Source organism: Mesobacillus subterraneus, assembly GCF_023715485.1.
Taxonomy (GTDB): Bacteria; Bacillota; Bacilli; order Bacillales; family Cytobacillaceae; genus Mesobacillus; species Mesobacillus subterraneus_B.
Genome location: NZ_JAMBOF010000002.1, coordinates 383,453 through 406,710, shown reverse-complemented (window position 1 = coordinate 406,710; position 23,258 = coordinate 383,453). Strand labels below are relative to the sequence as shown.

The 23,258-nt window shown below is 35.4% G+C and carries 21 protein-coding genes; 19 read left to right on the top strand and 2 right to left on the bottom strand.

What is annotated here, in order from left to right; translation table 11 throughout:
- Window positions 1–10 precede the first annotated feature (10 nt).
- From M3204_RS04500 to M3204_RS04490, 3 genes are all read left to right on the top strand, one after another.
- Window positions 11–661: a 5-bromo-4-chloroindolyl phosphate hydrolysis family protein gene (locus M3204_RS04500; RefSeq protein ID WP_251478972.1), complete on the top strand. Its 651-nt coding sequence runs from the start codon at window positions 11–13 to the stop codon at window positions 659–661.
- Window positions 661–1,836: a toxic anion resistance protein gene (locus tag M3204_RS04495; RefSeq protein ID WP_251478967.1), complete on the top strand. Its 1,176-nt coding sequence runs from the start codon at window positions 661–663 to the stop codon at window positions 1,834–1,836. The genes M3204_RS04500 and M3204_RS04495 overlap by 1 nt, the downstream gene beginning before the upstream one ends.
- A gap of 331 nt (window positions 1,837–2,167) precedes the next feature.
- Window positions 2,168–3,985 (top strand): cell wall-binding repeat-containing protein, encoded by a 1,818-nt coding sequence (locus M3204_RS04490; protein WP_251478959.1) that lies wholly within the window; start codon window positions 2,168–2,170, stop codon window positions 3,983–3,985.
- Window positions 3,986–4,205: 220 nt separating this feature from the next.
- Here M3204_RS04490 and M3204_RS04485 read toward each other — a convergent pair whose 3' ends face one another.
- Together M3204_RS04485 and M3204_RS04480 are read right to left on the bottom strand one after the other, a co-directional pair.
- The gene (locus M3204_RS04485) at window positions 4,206–6,188 is read right to left on the bottom strand and encodes a cell wall-binding repeat-containing protein (protein WP_251478957.1); all 1,983 of its coding nucleotides are present in this window, start codon (window positions 6,186–6,188) and stop codon (window positions 4,206–4,208) included.
- 216 nt (window positions 6,189–6,404) lie between these two features.
- Window positions 6,405–7,208 carry an SGNH/GDSL hydrolase family protein gene (locus M3204_RS04480; RefSeq protein WP_251478955.1) on the bottom strand — a complete coding sequence of 268 codons (804 nt, stop codon included), beginning with the start codon at window positions 7,206–7,208 and terminating at the stop codon, window positions 6,405–6,407.
- Between the two features lie 231 nt (window positions 7,209–7,439).
- Between M3204_RS04480 and M3204_RS04475 the strand changes: the two genes are divergently transcribed.
- From M3204_RS04475 to M3204_RS04400, 16 genes are all read left to right on the top strand, one after another.
- Window positions 7,440–8,159: a YveK family protein gene (locus M3204_RS04475; RefSeq protein WP_251478953.1), complete on the top strand. Its 720-nt coding sequence runs from the start codon at window positions 7,440–7,442 to the stop codon at window positions 8,157–8,159.
- A 10-nt stretch (window positions 8,160–8,169) separates the two neighbouring features.
- On the top strand, window positions 8,170–8,874 hold the full coding sequence (locus M3204_RS04470) for a CpsD/CapB family tyrosine-protein kinase (protein WP_435367718.1): 705 nt from the start codon (window positions 8,170–8,172) through the stop codon (window positions 8,872–8,874).
- A 137-nt stretch (window positions 8,875–9,011) separates the two neighbouring features.
- Window positions 9,012–9,776: a tyrosine-protein phosphatase gene (locus M3204_RS04465; RefSeq protein WP_251478951.1), complete on the top strand. Its 765-nt coding sequence runs from the start codon at window positions 9,012–9,014 to the stop codon at window positions 9,774–9,776.
- Window positions 9,777–10,098: 322 nt separating this feature from the next.
- Complete coding sequence (gene galU / locus M3204_RS04460) at window positions 10,099–10,980, top strand: UTP--glucose-1-phosphate uridylyltransferase GalU (RefSeq protein ID WP_251478949.1); 882 nt, start codon at window positions 10,099–10,101, stop codon at window positions 10,978–10,980.
- An 84-nt stretch (window positions 10,981–11,064) separates the two neighbouring features.
- A complete protein-coding gene (locus M3204_RS04455; RefSeq protein ID WP_353056029.1) occupies window positions 11,065–11,682 on the top strand; it encodes a sugar transferase in 618 nt (205 codons plus the stop codon).
- Window positions 11,683–11,724: 42 nt separating this feature from the next.
- Window positions 11,725–12,696, top strand: a complete 972-nt coding sequence (pseB, locus tag M3204_RS04450) for a UDP-N-acetylglucosamine 4,6-dehydratase (inverting) (protein WP_251478945.1) — start codon at window positions 11,725–11,727, stop codon at window positions 12,694–12,696.
- Between the two features lie 34 nt (window positions 12,697–12,730).
- Window positions 12,731–13,918 (top strand): UDP-4-amino-4,6-dideoxy-N-acetyl-beta-L-altrosamine transaminase, encoded by a 1,188-nt coding sequence (gene pseC / locus M3204_RS04445; protein ID WP_251478943.1) that lies wholly within the window; start codon window positions 12,731–12,733, stop codon window positions 13,916–13,918.
- Between the two features lie 6 nt (window positions 13,919–13,924).
- Window positions 13,925–14,662: a glycosyltransferase family protein gene (locus tag M3204_RS04440; protein WP_251478940.1), complete on the top strand. Its 738-nt coding sequence runs from the start codon at window positions 13,925–13,927 to the stop codon at window positions 14,660–14,662.
- A gap of 10 nt (window positions 14,663–14,672) precedes the next feature.
- Entirely contained in the window at window positions 14,673–15,230 is a 558-nt protein-coding gene (pseH, locus tag M3204_RS04435) for a UDP-4-amino-4,6-dideoxy-N-acetyl-beta-L-altrosamine N-acetyltransferase (protein ID WP_251478938.1), read from the top strand.
- An 11-nt stretch (window positions 15,231–15,241) separates the two neighbouring features.
- The gene (locus M3204_RS04430) at window positions 15,242–15,955 is read left to right on the top strand and encodes an SDR family oxidoreductase (RefSeq protein ID WP_251478936.1); all 714 of its coding nucleotides are present in this window, start codon (window positions 15,242–15,244) and stop codon (window positions 15,953–15,955) included.
- A gap of 13 nt (window positions 15,956–15,968) precedes the next feature.
- Entirely contained in the window at window positions 15,969–17,054 is a 1,086-nt protein-coding gene (gene pseG, locus M3204_RS04425) for a UDP-2,4-diacetamido-2,4,6-trideoxy-beta-L-altropyranose hydrolase (protein ID WP_251478934.1), read from the top strand.
- Window positions 17,051–17,605 carry a UDP-4-amino-4,6-dideoxy-N-acetyl-beta-L-altrosamine N-acetyltransferase gene (pseH, locus tag M3204_RS04420; RefSeq protein ID WP_251478932.1) on the top strand — a complete coding sequence of 185 codons (555 nt, stop codon included), beginning with the start codon at window positions 17,051–17,053 and terminating at the stop codon, window positions 17,603–17,605. The genes pseG and pseH (M3204_RS04420) overlap by 4 nt, the downstream gene beginning before the upstream one ends.
- Window positions 17,602–18,654 (top strand): pseudaminic acid synthase, encoded by a 1,053-nt coding sequence (pseI, locus tag M3204_RS04415; RefSeq protein WP_251478930.1) that lies wholly within the window; start codon window positions 17,602–17,604, stop codon window positions 18,652–18,654. Before pseH (M3204_RS04420) ends, pseI begins: the two co-directional genes overlap by 4 nt.
- An 18-nt stretch (window positions 18,655–18,672) precedes the next feature.
- Window positions 18,673–19,944 (top strand): oligosaccharide flippase family protein, encoded by a 1,272-nt coding sequence (locus M3204_RS04410; RefSeq protein WP_251478928.1) that lies wholly within the window; start codon window positions 18,673–18,675, stop codon window positions 19,942–19,944.
- A gap of 30 nt (window positions 19,945–19,974) precedes the next feature.
- Complete coding sequence (locus M3204_RS04405) at window positions 19,975–21,681, top strand: LIC12162 family transferase (RefSeq protein WP_251478926.1); 1,707 nt, start codon at window positions 19,975–19,977, stop codon at window positions 21,679–21,681.
- Between the two features lie 343 nt (window positions 21,682–22,024).
- Window positions 22,025–23,221 carry an O-antigen ligase family protein gene (locus M3204_RS04400; RefSeq protein ID WP_251478924.1) on the top strand — a complete coding sequence of 399 codons (1,197 nt, stop codon included), beginning with the start codon at window positions 22,025–22,027 and terminating at the stop codon, window positions 23,219–23,221.
- Window positions 23,222–23,258: the final 37 nt, after the last annotated feature.

Here is a 23,258-nt window from a genome sequence, read left to right as displayed (position 1 = left end):
GTCGATAATCATGAATAAATTTCTTTCACTTATTGCTCAAACAGGTGCAGCTGTTCCTTTTTCAGGATTCATATGGCTGTTAACCTTTGCGGGTTTTGACCAGACGTTTTTAATGTCTTCCCTATATGGCGTTATTGGCGGAGCAGTTATGTTCTTTGGGCTTGGTAATTATCTGCAAAAGCGTTTTATTGAAAAACACAGGCTTACAAAGAAGGAATACAAATATATTAAGAAAAACCTTTCCGAAGCTAATGAAAAAATCAACCGCCTGCAGAAATCGCTCTTTTCCATTCGGCACATTCGTTCATTGAAACAAAGGATGGAGCTTTTGCGGCTTGTGAAAAACATCCAGAAGCTAAGTACTCGGGAGCCAAGAAGATTCTTTAAAGCGGAACAGTTTTATTTCTCACATTTAGATTCAGTATTGGAGCTGAGCGAGAAGTATGCCTTTTTATCTTCCCAGCCAGGCAAAAACCGTGAGTTGGAGCATTCTTTATATGAGACGCAGCAAACATTAAAAGAGCTTACCAGGGTTGTTGAAAAAGATCTTAACTATATACTGGCAGACGATATCGATCATTTGAATTTCGAAATCGACGTTGCTAAACACTCAATTAAGAAGCTAAACGATATTCCTGACGAAACCAGGAGGTTAAAATAATGACCGAAAAAAACCCAGACCTTTTAAAGAGTACCGGAAATATAGTGGATGATATCCTTGCTAACCCGTTTGGTGATACACCGGAATTGCAGGTTCAGAAAGTTAAGCAGCAAGAGAATAGACCAGTTAAGCTTATAGATGTAATCCCCGAGGAAAATAGAGCAAGGGCCTATCAATTAGCAGAGCAAATCGACCCGAAGAATCACCAGGCAATGATTCAGTACGGCACCCAGGCACAGGGCAAGTTGCTTACGTTCTCTCATGCCATGCTCGAGCATGTCCAGAAAAAGGATATCGGTGAGGTAGGGGAAATCATCAGTGATTTGATGAAGCACCTTAATGATATGAATCCAGATGAGCTTAAGGCGGAAAAGCCATCTTTCCTGTCACGGATGTTTGGAAAACTTTCAGGTTCGGTGCAAGAAATCCTATCAAAGTACCAGAAGACTGGAGCACAAATCGACCGAATTAGTGTGAAGCTGGATCGGAGTAAAAATGTCCTATTATCTGACATAGGAATGCTTGAGAAGCTTTATGAAACGAACAAGGAATACTTCAATGCCCTGAACATATACATTGCAGCGGGGGAGCTGAAGCTGGAGGAGCTCCATGAAAAAACGATCCCTGAATTGAAGAGGGCAGCAGAAGCATCGCAGAATCAAATGAAGTTCCAGGAAGTCAACGACATGGTTCAGTTTGCTGACCGTCTCGATAAAAGATTATATGACCTGAAATTAAGCAGGGAAATCACGATACAAAGTGCCCCGCAGATCCGCTTGATTCAAAATACAAACCAGGCGCTCGTCGAAAAAATTCAATCGTCTATTGTAACAGCAATCCCACTTTGGAAGAACCAGGTTGCCATTGCATTGACACTAATCAGGCAGCGACATGCAGTGGAGGCGCAAAAACAGGTGTCTAAAACAACAAATGAACTGCTGCTGAAAAACGCTGAAATGCTTAAAACAAACACAATCGAAACGGCCAAAGAAAACGAACGCGGCCTTGTCGATATTGAAACATTGAAGAAAACCCAGGAAAACTTGATTACAACATTAGAAGAGACATTGAGGATTCAAGAGGAAGGCCGTACAAAGAGGCGTCAGGCTGAACAAGACCTGGCGACGATGGAAAACGAGTTGAGATTAAAGCTGCTGGAGATTAAAGATAAGTAGCCAAAAGTGAGCAGGGACCTATAATGTTCCTGCTCACTTTTTTTACTGGTTTTTATGCTTTTACACTTTCAATTTAAGATATATGGCCAATAATTGTTTTGTGGGTGTTACTTCCCTAAATACATCATCCACTTAGTAGCTTTTATGCTTACACCATATGGTAAAGTGTTCGCAACATCGATACCATAGTCTTATAGGTGAATGGCCTCTATTAAAAAATGCTAACTTGAAACTTACTATTCTGTTAAATTATTTATGTTTCGTTTATGGTAATCTTACTGGAAGAATGCTACCATTTTATAAGAAGGGAAATCTGGGAGGAGAGAAAGTTTTGAGAAAAATAGTAATCATATTAGCATCATTCATATTAATTTGGCTTCCTACTAAAGTAATCCATGCTGAAGAAACTAGTCAGGTACAAACCTATCAGAACCCACCTTATCACGTGATTAATGAACTTTTGACAAAAGCTGCGCTGGAAAAAAATATTCCACCTGAAATTGTGAAAACAATTGCTTTTCAGGAAAGCAGCTGGCAGCAATTCGTTAATGGTGCTCCTAATATATCAAGTGATGGCGGTATAGGAATAATGCAGGTCACAAACGATATCAGGTTTGATCAGGAGAAACTCAAAACCGATATCCAATATAATATTAATGTTGGTATACAGAAGTTAGAAGAGAAATTTATAGGTAAAGACGGTACTTTACCTAAATTAAATGATAACAATAGGGATGTTCTGGAAAGTTGGTATTTTGCTATTCTTGCATACAATGGAAAAGGACAAAGTAATAGCCCCATAATCAAGGATACGGGTGAACGTAATATTAATGCTTATCAGGAAAAGATATTTTCTAAACTAGATTCCTTAAATAACTATATGGGAATATATCCGATTCCATTTGACTTCAATAAAGAAGATTTTACTTATAGTGGTGATCCATATTACCGCTTGTCATTCAATAAATTAAATTATTCTATTCCCCACCAGCTTTTAAATGAGACAAAACATAAATTTCAAGCGAATGACATTGTTTTGTCAGCTGAAGGTGGTTCTTTCCGGCATGCTCCTACTTCATCTGCAGGATCTATCAAAACTTTACCTAGTGGAGAACGTGAAGCAATTACAATAATGGACAAATTTGTCTATGATGAAACATATAAATACAATAGTTCAATAGATATGAGATATCGTCAGTATGTTTGGTATAAAACGATGCTGGATGATGGAAGGGTAGCATACAGTGCTTCTGGAGATTTAAAACCACTTGGAAAGAGGATTTACGGAGGAACTCGGTATGAAACTGCGGTGGCAATTTCTAACGAGGGATGGGCAAATGGTGCAGACACAGTTGTAATTGCAAATGGTAACAAATTTCCTGATGCATTAGCAGGTACACCGCTTTCTTATCAGCTTAATGCTCCTTTGCTCTTAACAAACGGGAATTCCTTAGATGAATCTACTGTAAAAGAAATTAAACGGCTAAATGCCAAAAATGCTGTCCTCCTTGGCGGTACTGGAGTGATTTCACCTGTAATAAGTAACGATTTAACTAATTTAGGGATATCAGTGACTCGATACGGAGGGGCTGATCGTTTTGAGACAGCAATTGATATTGCTAATAAAATGCCTAATAAAGGTGTTGCTGTACTAGCATATGGATATGATTTTCCAGATGCTTTAGCGATTGCTCCTTATGCTGCTAAGAATGGATATCCCATTTTTTTAACGAGAACGGGGAATATTCCGAGTAATACTGCTGTAGCTCTTGCAAACTATTCACACGTAATCGTTGTTGGTGGAGAGGGTGTCATAAATCCTATTATTCTAAAAGAATTAGAGAGCTATAAGCAGTATGGTGGAATAAATAGATTCGATACGAATGCTAAAATAGTAAACGAATTAAAAATGGGAACAGGAGATGCTTTCGTAGCAACAGGAGGGAATTTTGCAGATGCATTAACAGGGGCTGTTCTCGCAGCTAAAAAGAATGCACCTCTTCTTCTTACGTACCCAGGAAGTGTCCCAGTGCCAATTCAAAACACAATACAGCAACAAAGGATTGATACCTTTGGTTTCTTTGGAGGAAAAGCTGTTGTAGGAACGGAAAATGAAATAGGGGGGATCGTGCAAAATCTCGAATATTAATTCTATCCTTCTTTAAAAGGAATTAAATGACCCCGAATTTTATAACGGGGTCATTTTTATTTTCCCTTATTTTTTAAAAAGTTTGCTAGTGGGGCACCCTATAGTGCATCAGGGAATGAATCTCCTAAGACAAATGCCAAGTTGCTGGCATCCATCCCATCGTTTTTTAACAAACAAATTAATAAAACGAAAAAAGGAACCTGTGACGGTTCCTTTTTGCTTATTTCAATGGACTCTTGCTAATGGTGTCTACCAACGCATCTGTCGCTTGAAATGATTGTTCTTCGCTTTCAAGGTCAGTTCCCTTTGTCATATCAATCTTTTCAATTGCGAATTTTTCCAGAAGACCTACGTTGACAATTGATAACACGTAAATTTGTCCGTCCTTCTGATACATGTAAAGAATTTCACCATTGGCTAAATAGTATTTATCAATCAGGAAATCAGAGTAGTTGTGCCTGAAAACATACCCGCCGATTCCTGAATAAAAACGGTTTTGTCCAAGGTCAAAGGCTACGTCATTATATGGAACTTCTAATTCTGCAGCATATTCCAAGTTACCCTTAAATACATGGCCGTAACTATTGAAAAGATACTTACCATCTGGTGATGCTTTAATGTCGGAGAAGTTACTAAAGTCTCCTAAATCATATTCGCCATGGTAAGGAGAATCTTTGTATCCGGTAATGACTCCATTGGAGATATAGTATTCAGAAATATCTCTTGGAGATAAATCCGTGTTGATCGCATATACTTTTGTTTGGTTAGGGTTCATTTCAAGGTAGCTTTGTTGTCTAATTCTATTTACAGAAACTTCTGCTCCAGTTAAAGAAGAATAACTCTTGATTTCTGTCCACTGGGCGGATCCGCCAGAGACATAGATAAACCCGTTCTTGTCAACGACCAGATCAAAGGGATCTAAATCGATTTCGAACGTCTTTTCAAGTTTGAATTGTCCTGCATCAATAATGGCAATTTCACCGGATTGTACACCGAAATTATAATCATCGTGTAGTCCATGTACAATCGATACATAAATTTTATTGTTTTCTATATACAATTGTTCTGGTGATGCCTTTAATTGTATGGACTTTTCTTCACCAGTCGTTAAGTTGTATGAACGAATGCTGTTATCGTCATCACTTAGTGAATACAATACCGGCTTGTTTGGATCCATTGCTGATGCAATAATGTTATGATCAAATGTTTCAAGGACTTCTGAATCTGGGTGGAAGGTCAATTCCATTACGGTTTCAGATGTAACAGCCCCTTCACCGCCCAGGATGAAATAGCCAAAATAACGGTTATTCATGAAGTATTCCTGAACATCCGGCTTAACAGAAGTGGGGTGGGAAAGAATGATATTCGCTCCCAGTTTGTGTGAAAGCCCAGCTCCGGCAACTGCATCAGGATACTGCTCAGAAGTCCTGCTGGTGCTCGTGCCTCGAACGATAATTACGTTTTCTGCCAGTGAAGGATCAGCAGCTGCAATATTTGTCAGATAGCGGTCGTTACCGGCAATTCTCGTAACCGTCTTTCCTTGCTTTTTAAGCAGGGTCTCAACCTCAGTGCTGACTACACCAGTTCCTCCGTAAATAGTGACCTCTTTAATGGTGCTCGGAAGATTTACTGGAAGAGAGCCAGTCTTTGAAAGATAAATCGGAATCTGGTTAATGGCTGAGTTACTTGAAGCAGATAAAGCATCAGCAACTGCATATCCGTTAACAACGATTGCCTTAGTACCATAAGCGCCTCCAGCTTCCTTGTTAATAAGAGCGGCAGTATCGAAACGAGTGCTGCCTCCAAGTCTTATTACATCAAACCCATAAGAGATTAATTCTTCCTCAATAACTGGACTGATTGCACCCTTACCCCCCAGGATGTAAACCGTAGAGGCGCCTAATCGATCAATCTCGTCAAGAACAACATCGGAAATAGAGTTAGGCGATGTCAGCAGGATTGGTGCATCAGCAGCTCCTGAAAGAGAAGCGGATGATAATGCATCTGCTGGATTATCAGCACGAGCAAGGATGACATTGTCAGCTGTTTCCCAACCTGCCCTTGATATTTCAACCGAAGTTTCAATCCTGTTCACTCCAGATATCCTTTCATAATATGGAGCAGCGAAAGATTGTGAAGCTAAAAAGACAAAGCTGGCGACAGTGAGCAAAAAGGCAGTTGCAAATAATCTAACATTGAACAACGGTGTTTCCTCCCATTAAAAAGTTATCTTAATCATACAATCTTTTTATCGGCAAATATATGTAAAAAATAAGATATTTGTAAAATAGGATTTTAGAATTATATTATATGAATTCGCTAATGTAACAGGATGAAGATACATAATAAATAGAAGGAATGGGGAGGATTTAATCATTTTAGAAAATAAAAATAGCAAGCCTCAACGGCTTGCTATTTCCTATTTACTCATCAGATAATCAATCACATATTTACTCCAAATTTTATGACCTTCCTCATTTGGCTGTCCTGTACCATCTTGAAGAAATTCATAAATTTCCTCTGACTGTGTATCAGGCCATGCTTCCCAATGGTCTAAGTAAGCGATGTTGTTCTCTGCTGCATATTCCGCTAATGCCTCAACTTGAGTTGCATATAATTTAGGCTGATAAATCGGATTCGGTGGCTGTAAGATAAAAACTGTGTTGGGATTACTTTCTTTTGCTGTATCAATTACCGTTTGGATATTGGCTAGAGAATCTTCAATTAGTACCAATCCATTATCAGTCAAAGTAAATGGTTCAAACAAAATCAAATCTGCCTGTTCTTCTGCAATGGTGTCCTGACCATCATTTTGAATAAAAGCCAGTGTTGTTTCATTAACTTCTCTTATATTAACCGAAACTACGTCACTGCCATAAAATTCTTCAACTTCTTTTTTTACTTGGTAAGCCCAGCCGGTAGGTTCCTCCCCAACAGAACCTGAACCAACAATTAAAAGCTTAAATGTCCTTTTTTCTTCTAATGCCTGATTAAAAGCAGCCTTAGCTTCATCAGGCCAGTGTAGAGTAAAGGTTGAGAAATCTTTTTCTTCTTTTACCGGCTTCTCTATTGTTTTAGATTCTGCCGGCTTATTTTTATTAGAGTTACTAGTTATAGGGTCATTGGATCCAGAAACAACTGATTTTTGATTCCAATGAATATTCCCCCAAATTAAAATGACCGCACACGCAATTGCTAATAGTGTCGTGAAAACAGCTTTCATAAACAAATCCTCCAAAAAATTACTTTATTCCCAACATTTATCCTCAATAAACTTTAAATTATTTCCAATTATAAAGTTTTCCTTCCAATTTCCAGAAAAATATTGTTAAATTATCAAAGTAGAAGCCAGTTTTTTTACATTCTTATTAAGATTATTACAAGAATCGTCAAATTTTACAACAACCTATGATATTATTTAAGAAGAATTTTTATATAAAAGATGGAGGACAACATGGAAGAAACGATTAATTTAAAGGATTTGCTGCAGACATTGAAGAAAAGGTTGAATCTTATTTTGACCATAACTCTTTTGGCTATATTGGTGAGCGGAGTGATCAGTTATTTTTTCCTTACTCCAATTTATCAATCTTCGACACAGCTGTTAGTCAACCAATCAAAGAATGAACAAACAATGTATAACTACAATGAAGTTCAAACAAACCTTCAATTGATTAACACTTACAATGTAATCATTAAAAGTCCGGCTATATTAGATCTGGTAATTAAAGAGCTTAAATTGGATATGTCTACTGGCGAATTGAATAATAAAGTCACAGTTGCAAGTGAAAAGAACTCACAGGTAGTAAATATTTCTGTGCAAGATCCAAATGCAAAAAGAGCAGCTAATATTGCTAATAAGACTGCAGAGGTTTTCACAAGGGAAATCTCACAAATTATGAACGTTGATAACGTTAGTATTCTTGCTAAGGCTCAGGTCGGAGAGAAGCAGTCACCAATTAAGCCAAAGCCTTTACTCAACATTGCAATTGCCTTAGTAGTCGGATTAATGGCTGGTGTGGGATTAGCATTTTTACTAGAATACTTTGATAATACGATCAAAACAGAACAAGATATTGAAAAATTATTAGGTATGCCTGTATTAGGTGTAATCACGACAATCACTGAATCAAGAGACATGGATAAACGTGCAGATAGAAATGCGAGAGCTTGAGGTGTAAATGATGCCAATAAATAAAAAAACAAAAAAGTTGATCATGGACAATAAAAGAAAATTAATAGCAAAAAATGATCCTAAGTCTCCTATTTCGGAGCAATATAGAACCATTAGAACGAACATCCAGTTTTCTTCTATTGATAAAGAAGTAAACACCATCATGGTTACGTCTTCAGGACCTGGAGAAGGTAAATCGACTACTGTTGCGAATCTTGCCGTTGTTTTTGCGCAACAGGGAAAATCTGTCCTTCTCGTTGATGCAGATATGCGAAAGCCTACGGTACACTATACGTTCAATCTTACGAATACAACTGGGCTAACGAATGTACTTACCAACCAGGTGCCGCTAGCAGAAGCGGTTAAGCTTACGGACGTGGCAAATTTGGCAGTCTTACCGAGCGGGCCAATTCCTCCGAATCCATCTGAATTACTCGGATCTAGAGCAATGAAGGCTTTTCTGGAGAATGCTTTACAAGACTTTAATTTAGTTATGTTTGATACCCCCCCTGTGCTTGCAGTTACAGATGCGCAAATACTGGCCAATCAGTGTGACGGCACAATTCTGGTAGTTAGCAGTGAAACGACAGAAATCGAGGCAGCTACTAAATCAAAAGAACTTCTTGCTTCAGCGAACGCAAAGATGTTAGGTGTTGTGCTTAATAACAAGAAAGCAGATTCGACAAATCAGTATTATTATTATGGTACTAAATAGTTTTGGATTGTTTTACCAAGAAGTTTTCTTTATAAAATGACAAGTTTCGACAAAATGCACCTCTTTACGCTAGGGGGTAACCGTGTTAGCATATAAAAGTCCTATAAAATTAACACAAAATTGGAAGGGTGACAGCGATGATTGACATACACAGTCATATTCTGCCGGGAATCGACGACGGCGCAAAGCATATAGGTGACAGTATAGATATGGCTAAGGCTGCTGTTAATGAAGGCATCCATACGATCATCGCCACGCCTCACCATAAAAATAGTAAATACAACAACTATAAAACTGACATTTTGTCGAAAGTGAACGATTTGAATGTCGAATTAGAGAAAGCAAGTGTACCCCTAAAAGTGCTTCCAGGCCAGGAGATACGGATTTACGGGGAAGTAGTGGACGATCTTGAACAGGATGAAATTCTTACCCTGAATGGGACGCAGTATTTATTCATAGAATTGCCATCCGGACATGTACCAAGGTATACCGAGAAATTACTGTTTGATCTGCAGCTAAAAGGGTTAGTCCCCATCATTGTACACCCAGAGAGAAACCAGGAGATTATCGAACGCCCCGATGTTTTGTATAACCTTGTGAAAAAAGGTGCATTAACTCAAGTGACTGCTTCAAGCCTGAGTGGTTACTTCGGAAAAAAAATAAAGAACTTTTCCTATCAACTAATTGAAGCGAATCTGACTCATTTTATTGCATCAGATGCTCATAACGTCAATAGCCGGGGTTTTAAGATGGCGGAAACGATGAATATGATCGAGTCAAAATACGGTACAGATTATGTCTATTTATTTCAAGAGAACGCAGAACTGCTTGTAGAAAACAGCAATGTTTATAAAGAAGCTCCTGAACCAATTAAAAAGAAAAAGTTTCTTGGAATTTTCTAAGGTGGGCAAATACTAGACAACTAGAATTAGCTTATATCACTGTCAGAATTCTGACCGGCGATGCCTCCTGCCCGTTACCCATGGAGGCACTCGACCATGCTGTGGGAGTGGCAAGATCTCTCCTTAGACACTTCGGTTGTCAATAGTGTGGTGTGAGGGTGGGTTAGATGCCCGTTTATTTTCAAAAAAAAAAAATGGATATCTAATGGAAGTACATGTCAAAGTGCATGGGTTTCCATTAGATATTTATTTTTTGCCGTTGATGCTTTAGTTTTCAAAAGCGGTGTTTAGTCAATCAAAATTTACGTATGGGGGAAATTTCGTGAAGAAAGTTAGAAAAGCAATTATCCCTGCCGCAGGATTAGGAACAAGGTTTTTACCGGCCACCAAGGCAATGCCAAAAGAAATGCTGCCGATTGTAGATAAACCAACGATTCAATACATAGTAGAAGAGGCTATTGAGTCAGGAATTGAAGATATAATTATCGTTACAGGAAAAGGTAAGCGTGCGATTGAGGATCACTTCGATTTTGCCCCGGAGCTTGAACAGAATTTGTTGGAAAAAGGAAAAGTAGAACTGTTGGATAAAGTAAGATACTCTACTAACCTAGCTGATATTCATTACATTCGCCAAAAAGAACCAAAAGGATTAGGGCACGCAGTTTGGTGTGCTCGCAATTTTATTGGGGATGAGCCTTTTGCTGTCCTTCTAGGTGATGATATTGTTCAAAGTGAAACACCGTGTTTAAAGCAATTAATCAATCAGTATGAAGAAACATTATCATCAGTTATAGGTGTGCAAACAGTTCCTGATAGTGAAACTCACCGTTATGGAATTATTGAACCGTTAACACAAGAAAATCGGCGTTACCAAGTTGATAATTTTGTTGAGAAACCTGAACCTGGTACCGCACCATCTAATCTGGCTATTATGGGCAGATACATCCTAACCCCTGAAGTTTTTATGTTCTTAGACAAGCAAGAAAAGGGTGCAGGTGGAGAAATACAGCTGACGGACGCAATTCAACAACTCAATCAAATTCAAAGGGTATTTGCTTATGATTTTGAAGGTAAGAGGTATGATGTTGGGGAAAAGGCGGGGTTTGTTAAGACTACGATAGAATTTGCATTGGAAAACGAAGAAATTAGAGATGACATTCTTGATTACATTAAACAAAAAATAACTAATTTTAAAGTGTTGTAGTTTTTAAGAAGGAAGGGATAATAATTGGCAGAAGTAGCAAATCAAGAAGTTAGTTATCTAGATGAAAAAAATCTTGATGAGCACATTAGTAACAAGAAACCCTATTTAATTAGCAAACGGTTGATGGATATTTTTGGAGCTCTAGTAGGTATAATTCTGTTAAGTTTTATTTTTTTAATAGTGGCATTTTTTATCAAAATTGAGGACCCGAAAGGCCCTGTTTTCTTTAGTCAAAAGAGAGTGGGCTTAAAAGGTAAAGAGTTTATGATGTTTAAATTTCGCTCAATGGTTACAGATGCTGAAGAAAAGCTAAAAGACTTATTGGAACATAATGAAGTAAGTGGTGCGATGTTTAAGATGAAGGAAGACCCAAGAGTAACGAAAATCGGGAAATTCATTAGAAAAACAAGTATTGATGAATTACCACAACTATTTAATGTGCTAAAAGGCGAAATGAGTCTTGTTGGTCCTCGGCCTCCACTTCCTAGGGAGGTGAAGGAATATACTGACTATGATAAACAACGCCTTCTTGTAATCCCGGGATGTACAGGGCTTTGGCAAGTAAGCGGTAGGAGTAATATAGGGTTTAAAGAAATGGTTCAATTGGACTTAGAATACATACAAAAAAGAACATTTTTGTATGATATAAAAATAATATTTAAAACTGTAAAAGTTTTATTAGGTTCAAAAGACGCATATTAATTATCTTAATATAATAAACAAAACTAGAAAGAGGTATTTTAAATGTATAATCTATCAGGAAAAACTATCTTAGTAACTGGCGGTACAGGATCTTTCGGTAAAAAGTTCATCAGAAAGGTTCTTCAATCTGATGTGAAAAAAGTAATCGTTTTTAGCAGAGATGAATTAAAGCAATACGAAATGGCTCAGGAGTTTACTGATTCAAGAATGCGTTTCTTCATTGGTGACGTAAGGGATAGAGAGCGTTTATACCGAGCGTTTGATGGTGTGGATGTAGTTATTCATGCTGCTGCCCTAAAGCATGTTGGAGCATGTGAATACAACCCATTTGAGGCTGTAAAGACAAATATCCACGGTGCACAAAATATTATTGAAGCTGCTATTGACCGTGGTGTTGAAAGGGTTATAGCTTTAAGTACCGATAAAGCTGCAAGTCCAGTGAATCTGTATGGTGCAACTAAACTGGCATCTGATAAATTGTTCGTAGCAGCAAACTCATACGCGGGCGACAAAAATACTAGGTTTGCTGTTGTACGTTATGGAAATGTCGTAGGCAGCCGTGGAAGTGTTGTTCCATTCTTCAAAAGAATCAAAGAAACAGGCGTTGTCCCAATTACTGATGAAAGAATGACTCGTTTCTGGATTACATTAGACAAGGGTGTTCAATTCGTTCTTGATAACCTTGAAAGAATGCATGGCGGAGAAATCTTCGTTCCTAAAATTCCAAGCATGAAAGTTACAGACCTGGCAGAAGCGATTGCTCCTGAATGCAAGATGGAGATTGTAGGAATCCGTCCTGGTGAAAAGCTGCATGAAGCAATGATCACTGAAGATGATGCAAGAAAAACTTTAGAATATGATACTTATTATGTAATTCAGCCAGAGTTCCCATGGTGGAGAGAAGATTACTCTAACGGTGGAAAGCCATTAGAAGATAACTTCAAATATACAAGTGACACTAATACTGAATGGTTGACTGTAGACGAACTAAGAGCACTTGTGGAAGAAGTGTAAAAGAACACTTTTACTACAATATGGAGAGATAAACATGACAAAAGAGCAAAAGAAAAATAGTCGAGAAACATACCTTCCATATGGAAAACAATGGATTGATGAAGATGACATAAATGCAGTAGTTAATGTTTTAAAGGGTGACTTTCTTACAACTGGTCCTTATATAGGTGAGTTTGAGCAGGCTGTAGCAGATTATGTTGGCTCTAAATACGCAGTAGCCTTTTCGAACGGTACTGCAGCTCTCCATGGAGCCTGCTTTGCAGCTGGCATTGGCGAGGGTGATGAAGTAATTACTACTCCTATTACATTCGCTGCTAGTGCGAATTGTGTGTTATATCAAGGTGGAACTCCTGTTTTTGCGGATATTGATGAAAAAACATATAACATTGATCCAAAGAAAATCGAAAAGAAAGTTACTGAAAAAACAAAAGCGATTATCCCCGTTGATTTTACAGGTCAGCCAGTTAATCTCGATGCAATTCATGAAGTCGCTAAGAAACATAATTTAGTTGTCATTGAAGACGCTGCACATGCTCTCGGAGCTAAGTATAAAGGGAGGATGGTTGGATCGTTAAGTGATATGACAATGTTCAGCTTTCACCCAGTTAAGCATATCACCTCAGGCGAAGGTGGAATTATTACAACAAATAGTAAGGAATTCTATGACAAACTCCTGATGTTCCGTTCTCATGGAATTACGCGTGATGCTGATAAAATGCTAGAGAACCATGGCCCTTGGTATTATGAAATGCAGTTCTTGGGATACAACTACAGAATGACTGATTTTCAGGCGGCTTTGGGTGTAAGCCAGTTAAAGAAAATTGATAGCTTTGTATCACGAAGAAAAAAATATGTTGAAATGTATAATGAAGCATTTAGGGAAGTAAAACAAGTTATCACGCCTTTCCAGGATAAAGATTCGGATTCAAGCTGGCACTTATATATTATTAAATTGGATTTAGATGCATTGTCTGTTTCAAGAAAAGAAATCTTCCAGGCATTACAAGCTAAAAATATTGGTGTTAACGTCCATTATATACCAGTACACCTTCTTCCATATTATAAAGAAATGGGACACAAGAATGGTGATTACCCGATAGCCGAAGATTTATATGAAAGAATTATTTCTCTTCCATTATTCCCAGCAATGGAAGAAAAAGATGTACAAGATGTAATTGGCGCAGTCAAAGCAACGATAAGGGAATATTCACGAGAGGTGTAAAAAGGAATGAAGGTTGCTGCAATAATCCAGGCAAGAATGGGATCTACTAGATTACCTGGTAAGATACTCAAGACAGTAAATGGAAAAACCCTATTGGAATATCAAATTGAACGGGTAGAAAGAGCAAAGTTGATTGATGAGATAATTATTGCTACCACTATCAAAGAGAGTGATGATCCTATTGTTCAATTATGTCAGCAGCTTTCCATTCCATATTATAGAGGGTCAGAAGACGATGTATTATCGAGATATTATGAAGCAGCAATAAACAATAATGTCCAAGTCATTGTTCGACTAACATCTGACTGTCCAATAATTGACCCGGAAATTATAGATGAAACTATTAGAGTTTATTTAGACAATAAAAATACAGTGGACTATGTATCCAATACCCTGGAAAGAACATTTCCAAGAGGTTTAGATACTGAAGTATTTTCTTTTGATGTATTAAATCAAGCTTATAAAACTTCTAAGGAAAAGATATATAGAGAACACGTGACTAGTTTCATCTATGGTAATCCGGATACATTTAAATTGAAAAATGTCCCTTCTCTAAACGACTATAGTGAGCATCGCTGGACAGTTGATACTGAAGAAGATTTTATTCTAATTAAGAATATTCTTGAGGCACTTTATCCTGTTGAAAAAGAATTTAAATTAAATGACATAATAAAGTTACTTAATGAGAATCCAGAGTGGAAAGAAATTAATAGCCATATAGAACAAAAAAAATTAATTGAATAAAGGTGATAAAATGGGAGCGATTCTACGCCAAGTTAGAGAATCAGATTTAGAAATGATTATGAATTGGAGAATGTCACCTGAAGTAACAAAATACATGTATACTGATCCGAAGTTAACGATCGAGGATCAACAGAATTGGTTTAAGAAAATTAACTTAAACAATGATAATGAAAAGTATTGGATTATCGAACTTGAAAATGGTATCCCAGTTGGTCTTATGAGTGTGAATAATATTGATTATAGAAATCAACAGGCTTCATGGGCTTACTATATTGCTAGCTTGGAAGCCAGGGGCAAAGGGCTTGGTAGAATTCTTGAATGCAATATGTATGATTACATATTTGATACCTTAGGATTAAATAAACTATGGTGTGAAGTTTTTGAATTCAACGAAAAAGTAATACAAATCCATGAAAAATTTGGATCTAAAATAGAAGGAAGATTAGTTGACCACATCTATAAAAATGGTGAGTTTTTTAATGTTATAAGGATGGGGATTCGCCGCAATGAATGGGAGCAATTAAAAGGAAATATGGAGTATAAAAAAATTCTAATAGAGAATTATTAAAGGGGTAAACGATGTTTAATTTGGAAGGAAAGGTTATTCTTGTTACTGGTGGAAACCGAGGTATAGGTGCATCTATAGTGAAAATTTTGAATGATTTAGGTGCTAGGGTAGCCTGTATTAGTAAAAGTGGAGAAGGAACAGAAGGTTGCCTTTATTTAAAAGCAGATGTAACAAATAGTGAAGAAGTTAAGATTGCTGTTTCGAAAATAAAGGAAGAGCTAGGTCCTATTTATGGAGTTGTAGCCAACGCAGGTGTAAATCGTGATACGTTCTTTAAGAAAATGTCCGATGAAGATTGGTCCAATGTGATAGATGTTAATTTGACTGGAGCATACAACACAGTTAAAAGTGTAGTTCCTGATATGCTAGAAAACAATGAAGGTTCAATAGTTCTAATTAGTTCGATTGTTGGTGAGATGGGCAACCTTGGCCAGGTCAATTACGCAGCTAGTAAAGCTGGATTAATAGGTATGGCAAAAAGCCTGGCAAAAGAAGGTGCTCGAAACGGTGTTAGAGCGAATGTGGTTGCTCCAGGCTTCACCAATACTGATATGACTAGCTCGATTCCCGATAAAGTAAGAGAAAAAATCACAAAGGATATCCCTCTATTAAGATTTGCGGAACCAGAAGAAATTGCATGGTCAGTAGCATTTTTGCTTTCACCTAATTTATCAAGTTTTATTACAGGACAAGTTTTAGGGGTAAACGGTGGACAGTATATGTAGGACGGATGGTAACATGAATATAGTTTTTAGGGTGGATTCTTCTTTTGACATTGGAACAGGTCATATAATGAGGTGTTTAACGCTCGCTGAACAACTCAAGAAAAGACATGCTTCTATCTCCTTTGTATCCAGGGCCCTTCCTGGAAATATTATTAATATAATTAAAGAAAAAGGTTATCAAGTTTTTGAGTTATCAATTGAATCTGAGTTTAACAATACCTCTTTCTTTGATTATTATGAGAAAAATTGGTTAGAGGATGCAAAAGAGACTTTAAACATCATTAAGAAAAACATAAGTCCTATTGATCTTTTAGTTCTTGACCATTATGGGTTAGATTACAAGTGGGAATCTGTTCTGTATCCAGAAGTACACAACTTGATGGTTATAGACGATTTAGCAAATAGAGAACACAAATGTGATATCCTTCTTGATCAGAATTTTTACTTAGGACTTAAAAATAGATATACATCACTTGTACCTGAAAAATGCAAATTGCTATTAGGTCCACAATATGTCTTATTAAGGGAAGAATTTATTACTCTGGCTGATTCAATGAAAGAAAGGAATGGTCAGATTAATCGAATTCTTGTTTTTTTTGGTGGAACTGATCCTACCAATGAAACAGAAAAGGCGATTAGGGCACTAACAAACTTAGGAGAAAAGTTTCGAGTAGATGTCATTGTAGGTGCAACAAATCCAAATAAAGATAATATTAAGGCCTTCTGCGAAGGTCACAATAATTTTCGCTATTTCACCCAAGTGAGCAATATTTCAGAATTTATGAACCAGGCAGACTTAGCCATTGGTGCTGGTGGTACAACTACTTGGGAACGTTGTTTCTTTGGTCTTCCCTCTATCACCATTATCGTTGCTGACAATCAGAAGGAAGCTACAGAATCGGTAAGCAGTGTTGGTGCTACCATTAACTTAGGAGAGTTCTCTCAGGTGCAAGAAAGTGATATAGTCGAAGTGATAAGTAGTCTTTTACAAGACACGGAAAAGGTGTTGAGATTATCTGTTAAATCACGTAATTTAGTTAACGCTCAGTTTATCAAAGAGTATCCATTATTAAATATCCTTTTTGAAGGTGGAAAATGAGTATTTTAGATAGAGTTCAGCTTAAAGAGATTAGTGATGAGGATTTACCACTCGTTTTATCATGGAGAAACCAAGATAAAATTAAGAATGTAATGATTAATGATAAAAATGTTTCATGGGACGAACATATTGCATGGTTTGAAAATCTTAAAGAAAAAAAAGATTTAATCGTTTTATTATTCTACATCGATGACAAACCACTTGGCTTAGTGAATTTTAAGGTTGACAGTCTTAACGAAAAGTGTGAATGGGGATTTTATATTGGTGCCCAGGAGGCTCCCAGGGGAGCGGGAACAATTATGGGTTTTGCAGCTTTAAACTATCTTTTTTATCAGTTAAACGTTAGAAAAGTTTGTGCTGAAGTATTAGAATATAATAAAAAGAGTCTAACATTCCATGATAAGATGGGATTTTCCATAGAAGGAAAGCTAGTTAAGCATCTTAGGAAAAATAATCAATTTATAGATGTTTATCTACTTGGATTGCTTAAGGAACAATGGGAACAAAAAAAAGGTAAGATAAACCTCTCAATAGAAAGGACAGAAAAATGAACGAGTTTATTGTAGAAGGTACAAAAATTGGGCCAAACAGTCGGCCATTTATTATAGCAGAAATGTCTGGAAACCATAATCAATCACTGGAAAGAGCGTTAGAAATTGTTGAAGCTGCAGCCAAGTCAGGAGCGCATGCTTTAAAAATACAAACATATACTGCTGATACTATGACTTTAAATATAGATAACAGTGAGTTCAGGATTGAAGATAAAGAGAGCCTCTGGAAGGGCAATACCTTATACAAGCTTTATCAGCAGGCTTATACTCCATGGGAATGGCATAAGCCTATTTTTGATAGGGCAAGGGAGTTAGGAATGATCCCATTCAGTACTCCTTTCGATGAAACAGCTGTGGATTTTCTTGAAGAATTGGAAGTGCCACTTTACAAGATTGCTTCATTTGAAAATAATGATATTCCATTGATTAAAAAAGTTGCTTCAACTGGAAAACCAATGATTATTTCAACAGGAATGGCAACTGTTGCAGAACTAGATGAAACGGTTAGAGCAGCAAGAGAAGCAGGCTGCAAAAATCTAGTACTTCTAAAGTGCACTAGCACTTACCCTGCCACACCAGATAATACTAACATCCTGACAATTCCACATATGAGAGAATTATTTGATGTTCAAGTTGGTCTTTCGGATCACACAATGGGTGTTGGTGTATCGGTTGGAAGTGTGGCACTAGGCGCAACGGTAATTGAGAAGCATTTCACTCTTAGAAGAGCAGATGGCGGAGTTGACTCAGCATTTTCTCTTGAACCAGAAGAAATGAAATCGTTAGTTATTGAAACTGAAAGAGCATGGCAGGCGTTAGGTAAAGTCACTTATGGACCAACTGAAAAAGAAAAGCCATCTTTAAAATATAGACGCTCAATTTATGCTTCAAAGGATATAAAAGAGGGAGAGGCATTTTCATCAGATAATATCAAAATAGTGAGACCTGGATTAGGAATGGAGCCGAAATACTATGATAAAGTAATAGGCTCAAAAGCATCGCGTGATATTAAGGCTGGAACTGCTTTAAGCTGGGAACAGCTGTTGTAGATAAAGGATGTTATTTTAATGGTTTTTTTGCAAAGAATCCTTTCCAATAATATAATTAAAAATATTATGTCAATGGGGGCAGCTACTCTTATTTCTGCTGCCTTAGCTTTTTTTGTAGGCATTTTCACAAGGAATATTTTAGGACCTGAAAAATATGGTTACTGGTTAACTATTTCTCTTATTTTTACTTTTATCCCTTTTTTTCAGTTGGGTATAATTAATGCTATGAACAGAGAAGTGCCGTACTATATTGCTCGAAATGACTTCCAGAGAGTAAAAGATATTAAAAACTTAACTTTATCTTTTATCTTTACTATTCCACTAATTGTTGCATTTATTCTGGCTCTAGTTAGTGTATTATTACTATTTTTGGACTTGAACTACGAATATAAAATCGGATTAATATACTCAAGTTTTTTAGTAATGTTACTTTTACTATCAGCTTATGTTGAAATGTTTTATAAATCTGAGCAAAATTTTAAAGCAGCGTCTATTTTAATATCAACAAAAAACATAACTCAATCAATTTTAACTCTATTATTTGTTTTTTTATTCGGATACCAAGGATTATTTATTGGGATGATTATTGCGCTTATTATACAATTAGTATTCGGAAGGGCTTCATTAAAAGATTTCGAATATAAATTTGATATTGATCAATATAAAGAGTTAATTAAAATAGGCTTTCCAATTTTTTTAGTTGGTATTGTTTGGACCATTTTAATTGCAAGTGATCGGGTAATAATTTCTATTTTTATGTCACCTGAAGATTTAGGTATTTACGGGGTAGGTATGTTAGTTTTTAATTCAATGATGCTGCTTCCCCAGGTAATTGGTCAAGTATTATACCCAAAAATAGTAGAGTTGGTAAGTAAAGAAAGATATAAGGAAATTTATAATTTATTCTGGAAAACAAATTCTACTCTTGCTATAGCAATGGGGATAATTGTAACTTTTCTTTTTTTTGTTTTCCCTTGGTTTATTGAGAATTATATGCCGGATTTTAAAGCTGGAATATTAACAGGACAAATTTTATTATTGGGAATTTTCCCCCTCACTTTAATGGGTTTCTCTGCAAATTATTTTAATGCCGCCCAAAGGCAAAGTGTGTATATTAGAATACAAATTATAACTATCTTAATTAATATTGTATTGAGCTTCCTTTTTTTGTCAATAGAATACAAGGTATCTTCTGTGGCACTAGGTACATCAACGTCTTATCTTATTTACTTCTTTTTAATGAATTACTTCTTTTTGAGGGAAATAAATAAATTTAAAATAAAGGTCTAAAATTGATTTAGTTCCAGGGAGGTTTTCCCATTGATTGACAATAATGATGTTCACTTTAGTGAAGTATACCCCAACATTACAGTAAATTCTTCATTGTATTTAAATGAAATATACGCAAATATATACAAAGACAAAGACCCTTATCAAATAGGGAAAAGTTTAGAGTATCTATATGAGAATATATTAGATGTAATTTCAATTTCATTAAACGAAATACATGGGAAAAAGTATCAAAAGGACTATTGGAGAATATTTTTAGGTCCGTGGTTATTACATTATATTCATTTCTATTATGATAAGGTTTTAATTACTGATTATATTAGGGAAAAGAATATAGAAATCATAAAAAGTAGTAGTAACTATTCAGTACCTCTTGATACCTATACTTTCTTTTCTCTATTAGAAACTGATGGTTATAATCTTCAAGGGATTAAAAATCTTGTAAGGGAACCTGATGAGTTTTCACAAACAAAATATAAAATTGAAAATAATAATTTTGAATCTAAATTTAAGGTACTTAAGAAAAGTTTTAGGAGAATCCAAAAAGTCCTTAATGAAAACTTTTTAAAGAATAAAGTTACCTATATTTTCGATTCTCATTTTAAAAAAAGATATTTAATATATCTGTTAATTAAATCAAAAGGTTTAATACAACCTATTTACTTTGAGGAACAAGTATTCTTTAGTGATAATTATTGTAAGAATATCCGAGATAGTTTACGACAAGTAATACTTTCTAATGGAAAGAATATAATTGAATCTATTGATACGTCTTTTTTTGAGCTTATATTAAGTCAGCTTCATAAGGATATCCCATTAATTTTTATAGAAAATTATAATGAAGCTAGAGAATTAGTCTTAAACACTTATCCTAGATCCCCTAAATCGTTGTTTACTTCTACTTCAACCCACTACGAAGATTTACAAAAACTATGGATGGCAGAGGCTAAGGACAGTCAGGATGTTAAATTGATTGGAATGCAACATGGTGGAGTCTATGGAAGTGGGGAATATACATGGTATGAAAATCATGAAGTAAATATAAGTGATATTTACTTTACCTGGGGATGGGAAAAAGCAAAATTTAAAGGAAAAATTATTCCGCTTTTTCCACAAAAATTAATGTCCTATAAAAATAAAGAGAATGTTGTTTTAAAGGATAAAATTTTAATGGTTACTACTAATCAACCAAGATATTTGTTTAGATATCCTATAATACCAACGCATATGACAGAATATTTTCAGGAGTTAAAAAGATTTTTAACTGAATTTCCTGATGACTATTCTAATCAACTTTATTTGAGACTTTACCACAAAGATTTTGGGTGGGATTTAGAAGGTTTCCTGGAAAATAAGCTTCAGGCATATAACTTAGATGAAAATAAAGCTTTCTATAAATCTTTATTAGAGTCAAAATTGTTTATATGTGACCACCCTTCAACTACGTTTTTAGAAGCATTATATTTAAATAAACCAACTATACTATTTTGGAATGATAAAAATCACAAAATAAATAATGAGTCAATGCCCTTATTTGAAAAATTGAAAGATGTGGGAATTCTTCATTTTCGGGCAGATGACGCGTTAGTACAAATTAAGGGTTTGCTTTCTACCGATATTAATAGTTGGTGGTTTTCCAGCCAGGTACAAAATGTTCGCATAGAGTTTTGCGAACGTTTTTGTAAAAGTCCTGATAATAATGACTTAAAAAAGTTATTGAAAATATTATCTGAATAATAAAACGGCCAATTACTATTATTACTAGGCCAAATTTCAATTAAATATTGATAAATGGGTAATTGGATAAAAAATTTTCTTTAGTAGGGATACTCAAATGCAACTTCTATTCTTATCAATCGTAGTAATATTATTAATAATAAGCAGTATACTTATGGTCTCTAGGAAAAGTAAACACCTTTTTTTAACATTATTGTTTCTTTTCCCTTTAGTCCCTCAGTATTTTTCCTTTAAAATTTTAAGTTTTCTCCCTCTTCTCACAATCCAGAGAACAATTATTATTATTCTGTTTATTAATATTATCATTAATAGAAGGAGTATATTTGAGGGTTTAAAAAGAGTTGTGGATTTAAAAAAACTTAAAAATATCTTATATGTATTAGCTATATTATACTTTCTTCCTTTAGTCCTTAGTTTTTTACGTGGTTTGCTTGTGCAATCTATTGAATTTTCTAGTGTTACTACTATTATTGGGGCATTATTAGACTATTATCTTTTAACATTTATTATTTTAATTTATCTCCCAATAGCTGGATTTCATAACAGTATCAAATCACTGATAAGTAGTTTCGTTTTAATTTGTTTACTGTCTATACCCGAACTAACTTCTGGTCTCAATATGTTTGCCTATTTGAATTTAGGATATTATCAAGGATTTTCTGATTTTAGTGAAGGGTATCAGCGGTTGGGAGAGATAAGAGTAAAAGGGCCCTTTAATCATGCTATTGGTTTTGCAATGGTTCTGACTTTAATCATTCCAATTACGATTTATTATTATAGATTTTCAAATAAGAAAAGGTTTTTACTAATTAGTTTCTTATTTCTATTAATGTTGTTATTTACTTATTCTAGAGGGCCACTGGTATCTATCGCTATTTCAGGTATTCTTGCCGTTGTTCTGTACTTGTTATTAATTTTATATAAAGGGAAAACATTACGAGTTAGTAGAAGCTTTTATCTAGTACCTTCTATACTCTTTATTATTTTAAATGTGTTAATAATTATGTGGCTTGCCATTCCACAATTAAAAGAAGGTATGTTTTTTAGCCTATATTTGAATGTACTCACAATATTTGATCCTAATAATGCCATGGTCATAGATACCTACGGAGTGAATAATGACGCTTATAGTTATAGATTAACGTTAATTTTGGCCGTTGCTTCTCAACTTTCAAATTTAACCGACTGGCTATTTGGTAAAGGGCCTGGATATTTGTCACATACAGAAGGTATAAGTTACTCAGACTATAGAGTCCCATGGGAATATTTTATTAGTATAGATAATCAGTATTTGATTACTCTTTTAGAAACAGGACTTGTCGGAATTCTGGCTACTATTATTATTTACCTATTGATATTACCTAATATTAATTCTGGTAAGAAAAAATTAGGGGTTTCTTTATGGATTTCTCTAATAGCCTATATGATTAGTTTGATATCCGCTGCTGAAATTGGAACATACCAATTATTTATTATTATATCTTCTATTTCTCTTTATAAAAAAATTTTAAAAGAAGGTAACAAAGTTAACCATCTATAACTAGTCTGACTATTATTAATATAATGAGGGTTTGATA

What these genes read in the sequence shown, in the direction of transcription:
- M3204_RS04500 (WP_251478972.1), top strand. Translation starts at nt 11, where the DNA reads ATGAATAAATTTCTTTCACTTATTGCTCAAACAGGTGCAGCTGTTCCT.
- M3204_RS04495 (WP_251478967.1), top strand. Translation starts at nt 661, where the DNA reads ATGACCGAAAAAAACCCAGACCTTTTAAAGAGTACCGGAAATATAGTG.
- M3204_RS04480 (WP_251478955.1), bottom strand. Translation starts at nt 7,208, where the DNA reads ATGAAAGCTGTTTTCACGACACTATTAGCAATTGCGTGTGCGGTCATT.
- M3204_RS04475 (WP_251478953.1), top strand. Translation starts at nt 7,440, where the DNA reads ATGGAAGAAACGATTAATTTAAAGGATTTGCTGCAGACATTGAAGAAA.
- M3204_RS04470 (WP_435367718.1), top strand. Translation starts at nt 8,170, where the DNA reads ATGCCAATAAATAAAAAAACAAAAAAGTTGATCATGGACAATAAAAGA.
- M3204_RS04465 (WP_251478951.1), top strand. Translation starts at nt 9,012, where the DNA reads ATGATTGACATACACAGTCATATTCTGCCGGGAATCGACGACGGCGCA.
- pseB (WP_251478945.1), top strand. Translation starts at nt 11,725, where the DNA reads ATGTATAATCTATCAGGAAAAACTATCTTAGTAACTGGCGGTACAGGA.
- pseC (WP_251478943.1), top strand. Translation starts at nt 12,731, where the DNA reads ATGACAAAAGAGCAAAAGAAAAATAGTCGAGAAACATACCTTCCATAT.
- M3204_RS04440 (WP_251478940.1), top strand. Translation starts at nt 13,925, where the DNA reads ATGAAGGTTGCTGCAATAATCCAGGCAAGAATGGGATCTACTAGATTA.
- pseH (WP_251478938.1), top strand. Translation starts at nt 14,673, where the DNA reads ATGGGAGCGATTCTACGCCAAGTTAGAGAATCAGATTTAGAAATGATT.
- M3204_RS04430 (WP_251478936.1), top strand. Translation starts at nt 15,242, where the DNA reads ATGTTTAATTTGGAAGGAAAGGTTATTCTTGTTACTGGTGGAAACCGA.
- pseG (WP_251478934.1), top strand. Translation starts at nt 15,969, where the DNA reads ATGAATATAGTTTTTAGGGTGGATTCTTCTTTTGACATTGGAACAGGT.
- pseH (WP_251478932.1), top strand. Translation starts at nt 17,051, where the DNA reads ATGAGTATTTTAGATAGAGTTCAGCTTAAAGAGATTAGTGATGAGGAT.
- pseI (WP_251478930.1), top strand. Translation starts at nt 17,602, where the DNA reads ATGAACGAGTTTATTGTAGAAGGTACAAAAATTGGGCCAAACAGTCGG.
- M3204_RS04410 (WP_251478928.1), top strand. Translation starts at nt 18,673, where the DNA reads ATGGTTTTTTTGCAAAGAATCCTTTCCAATAATATAATTAAAAATATT.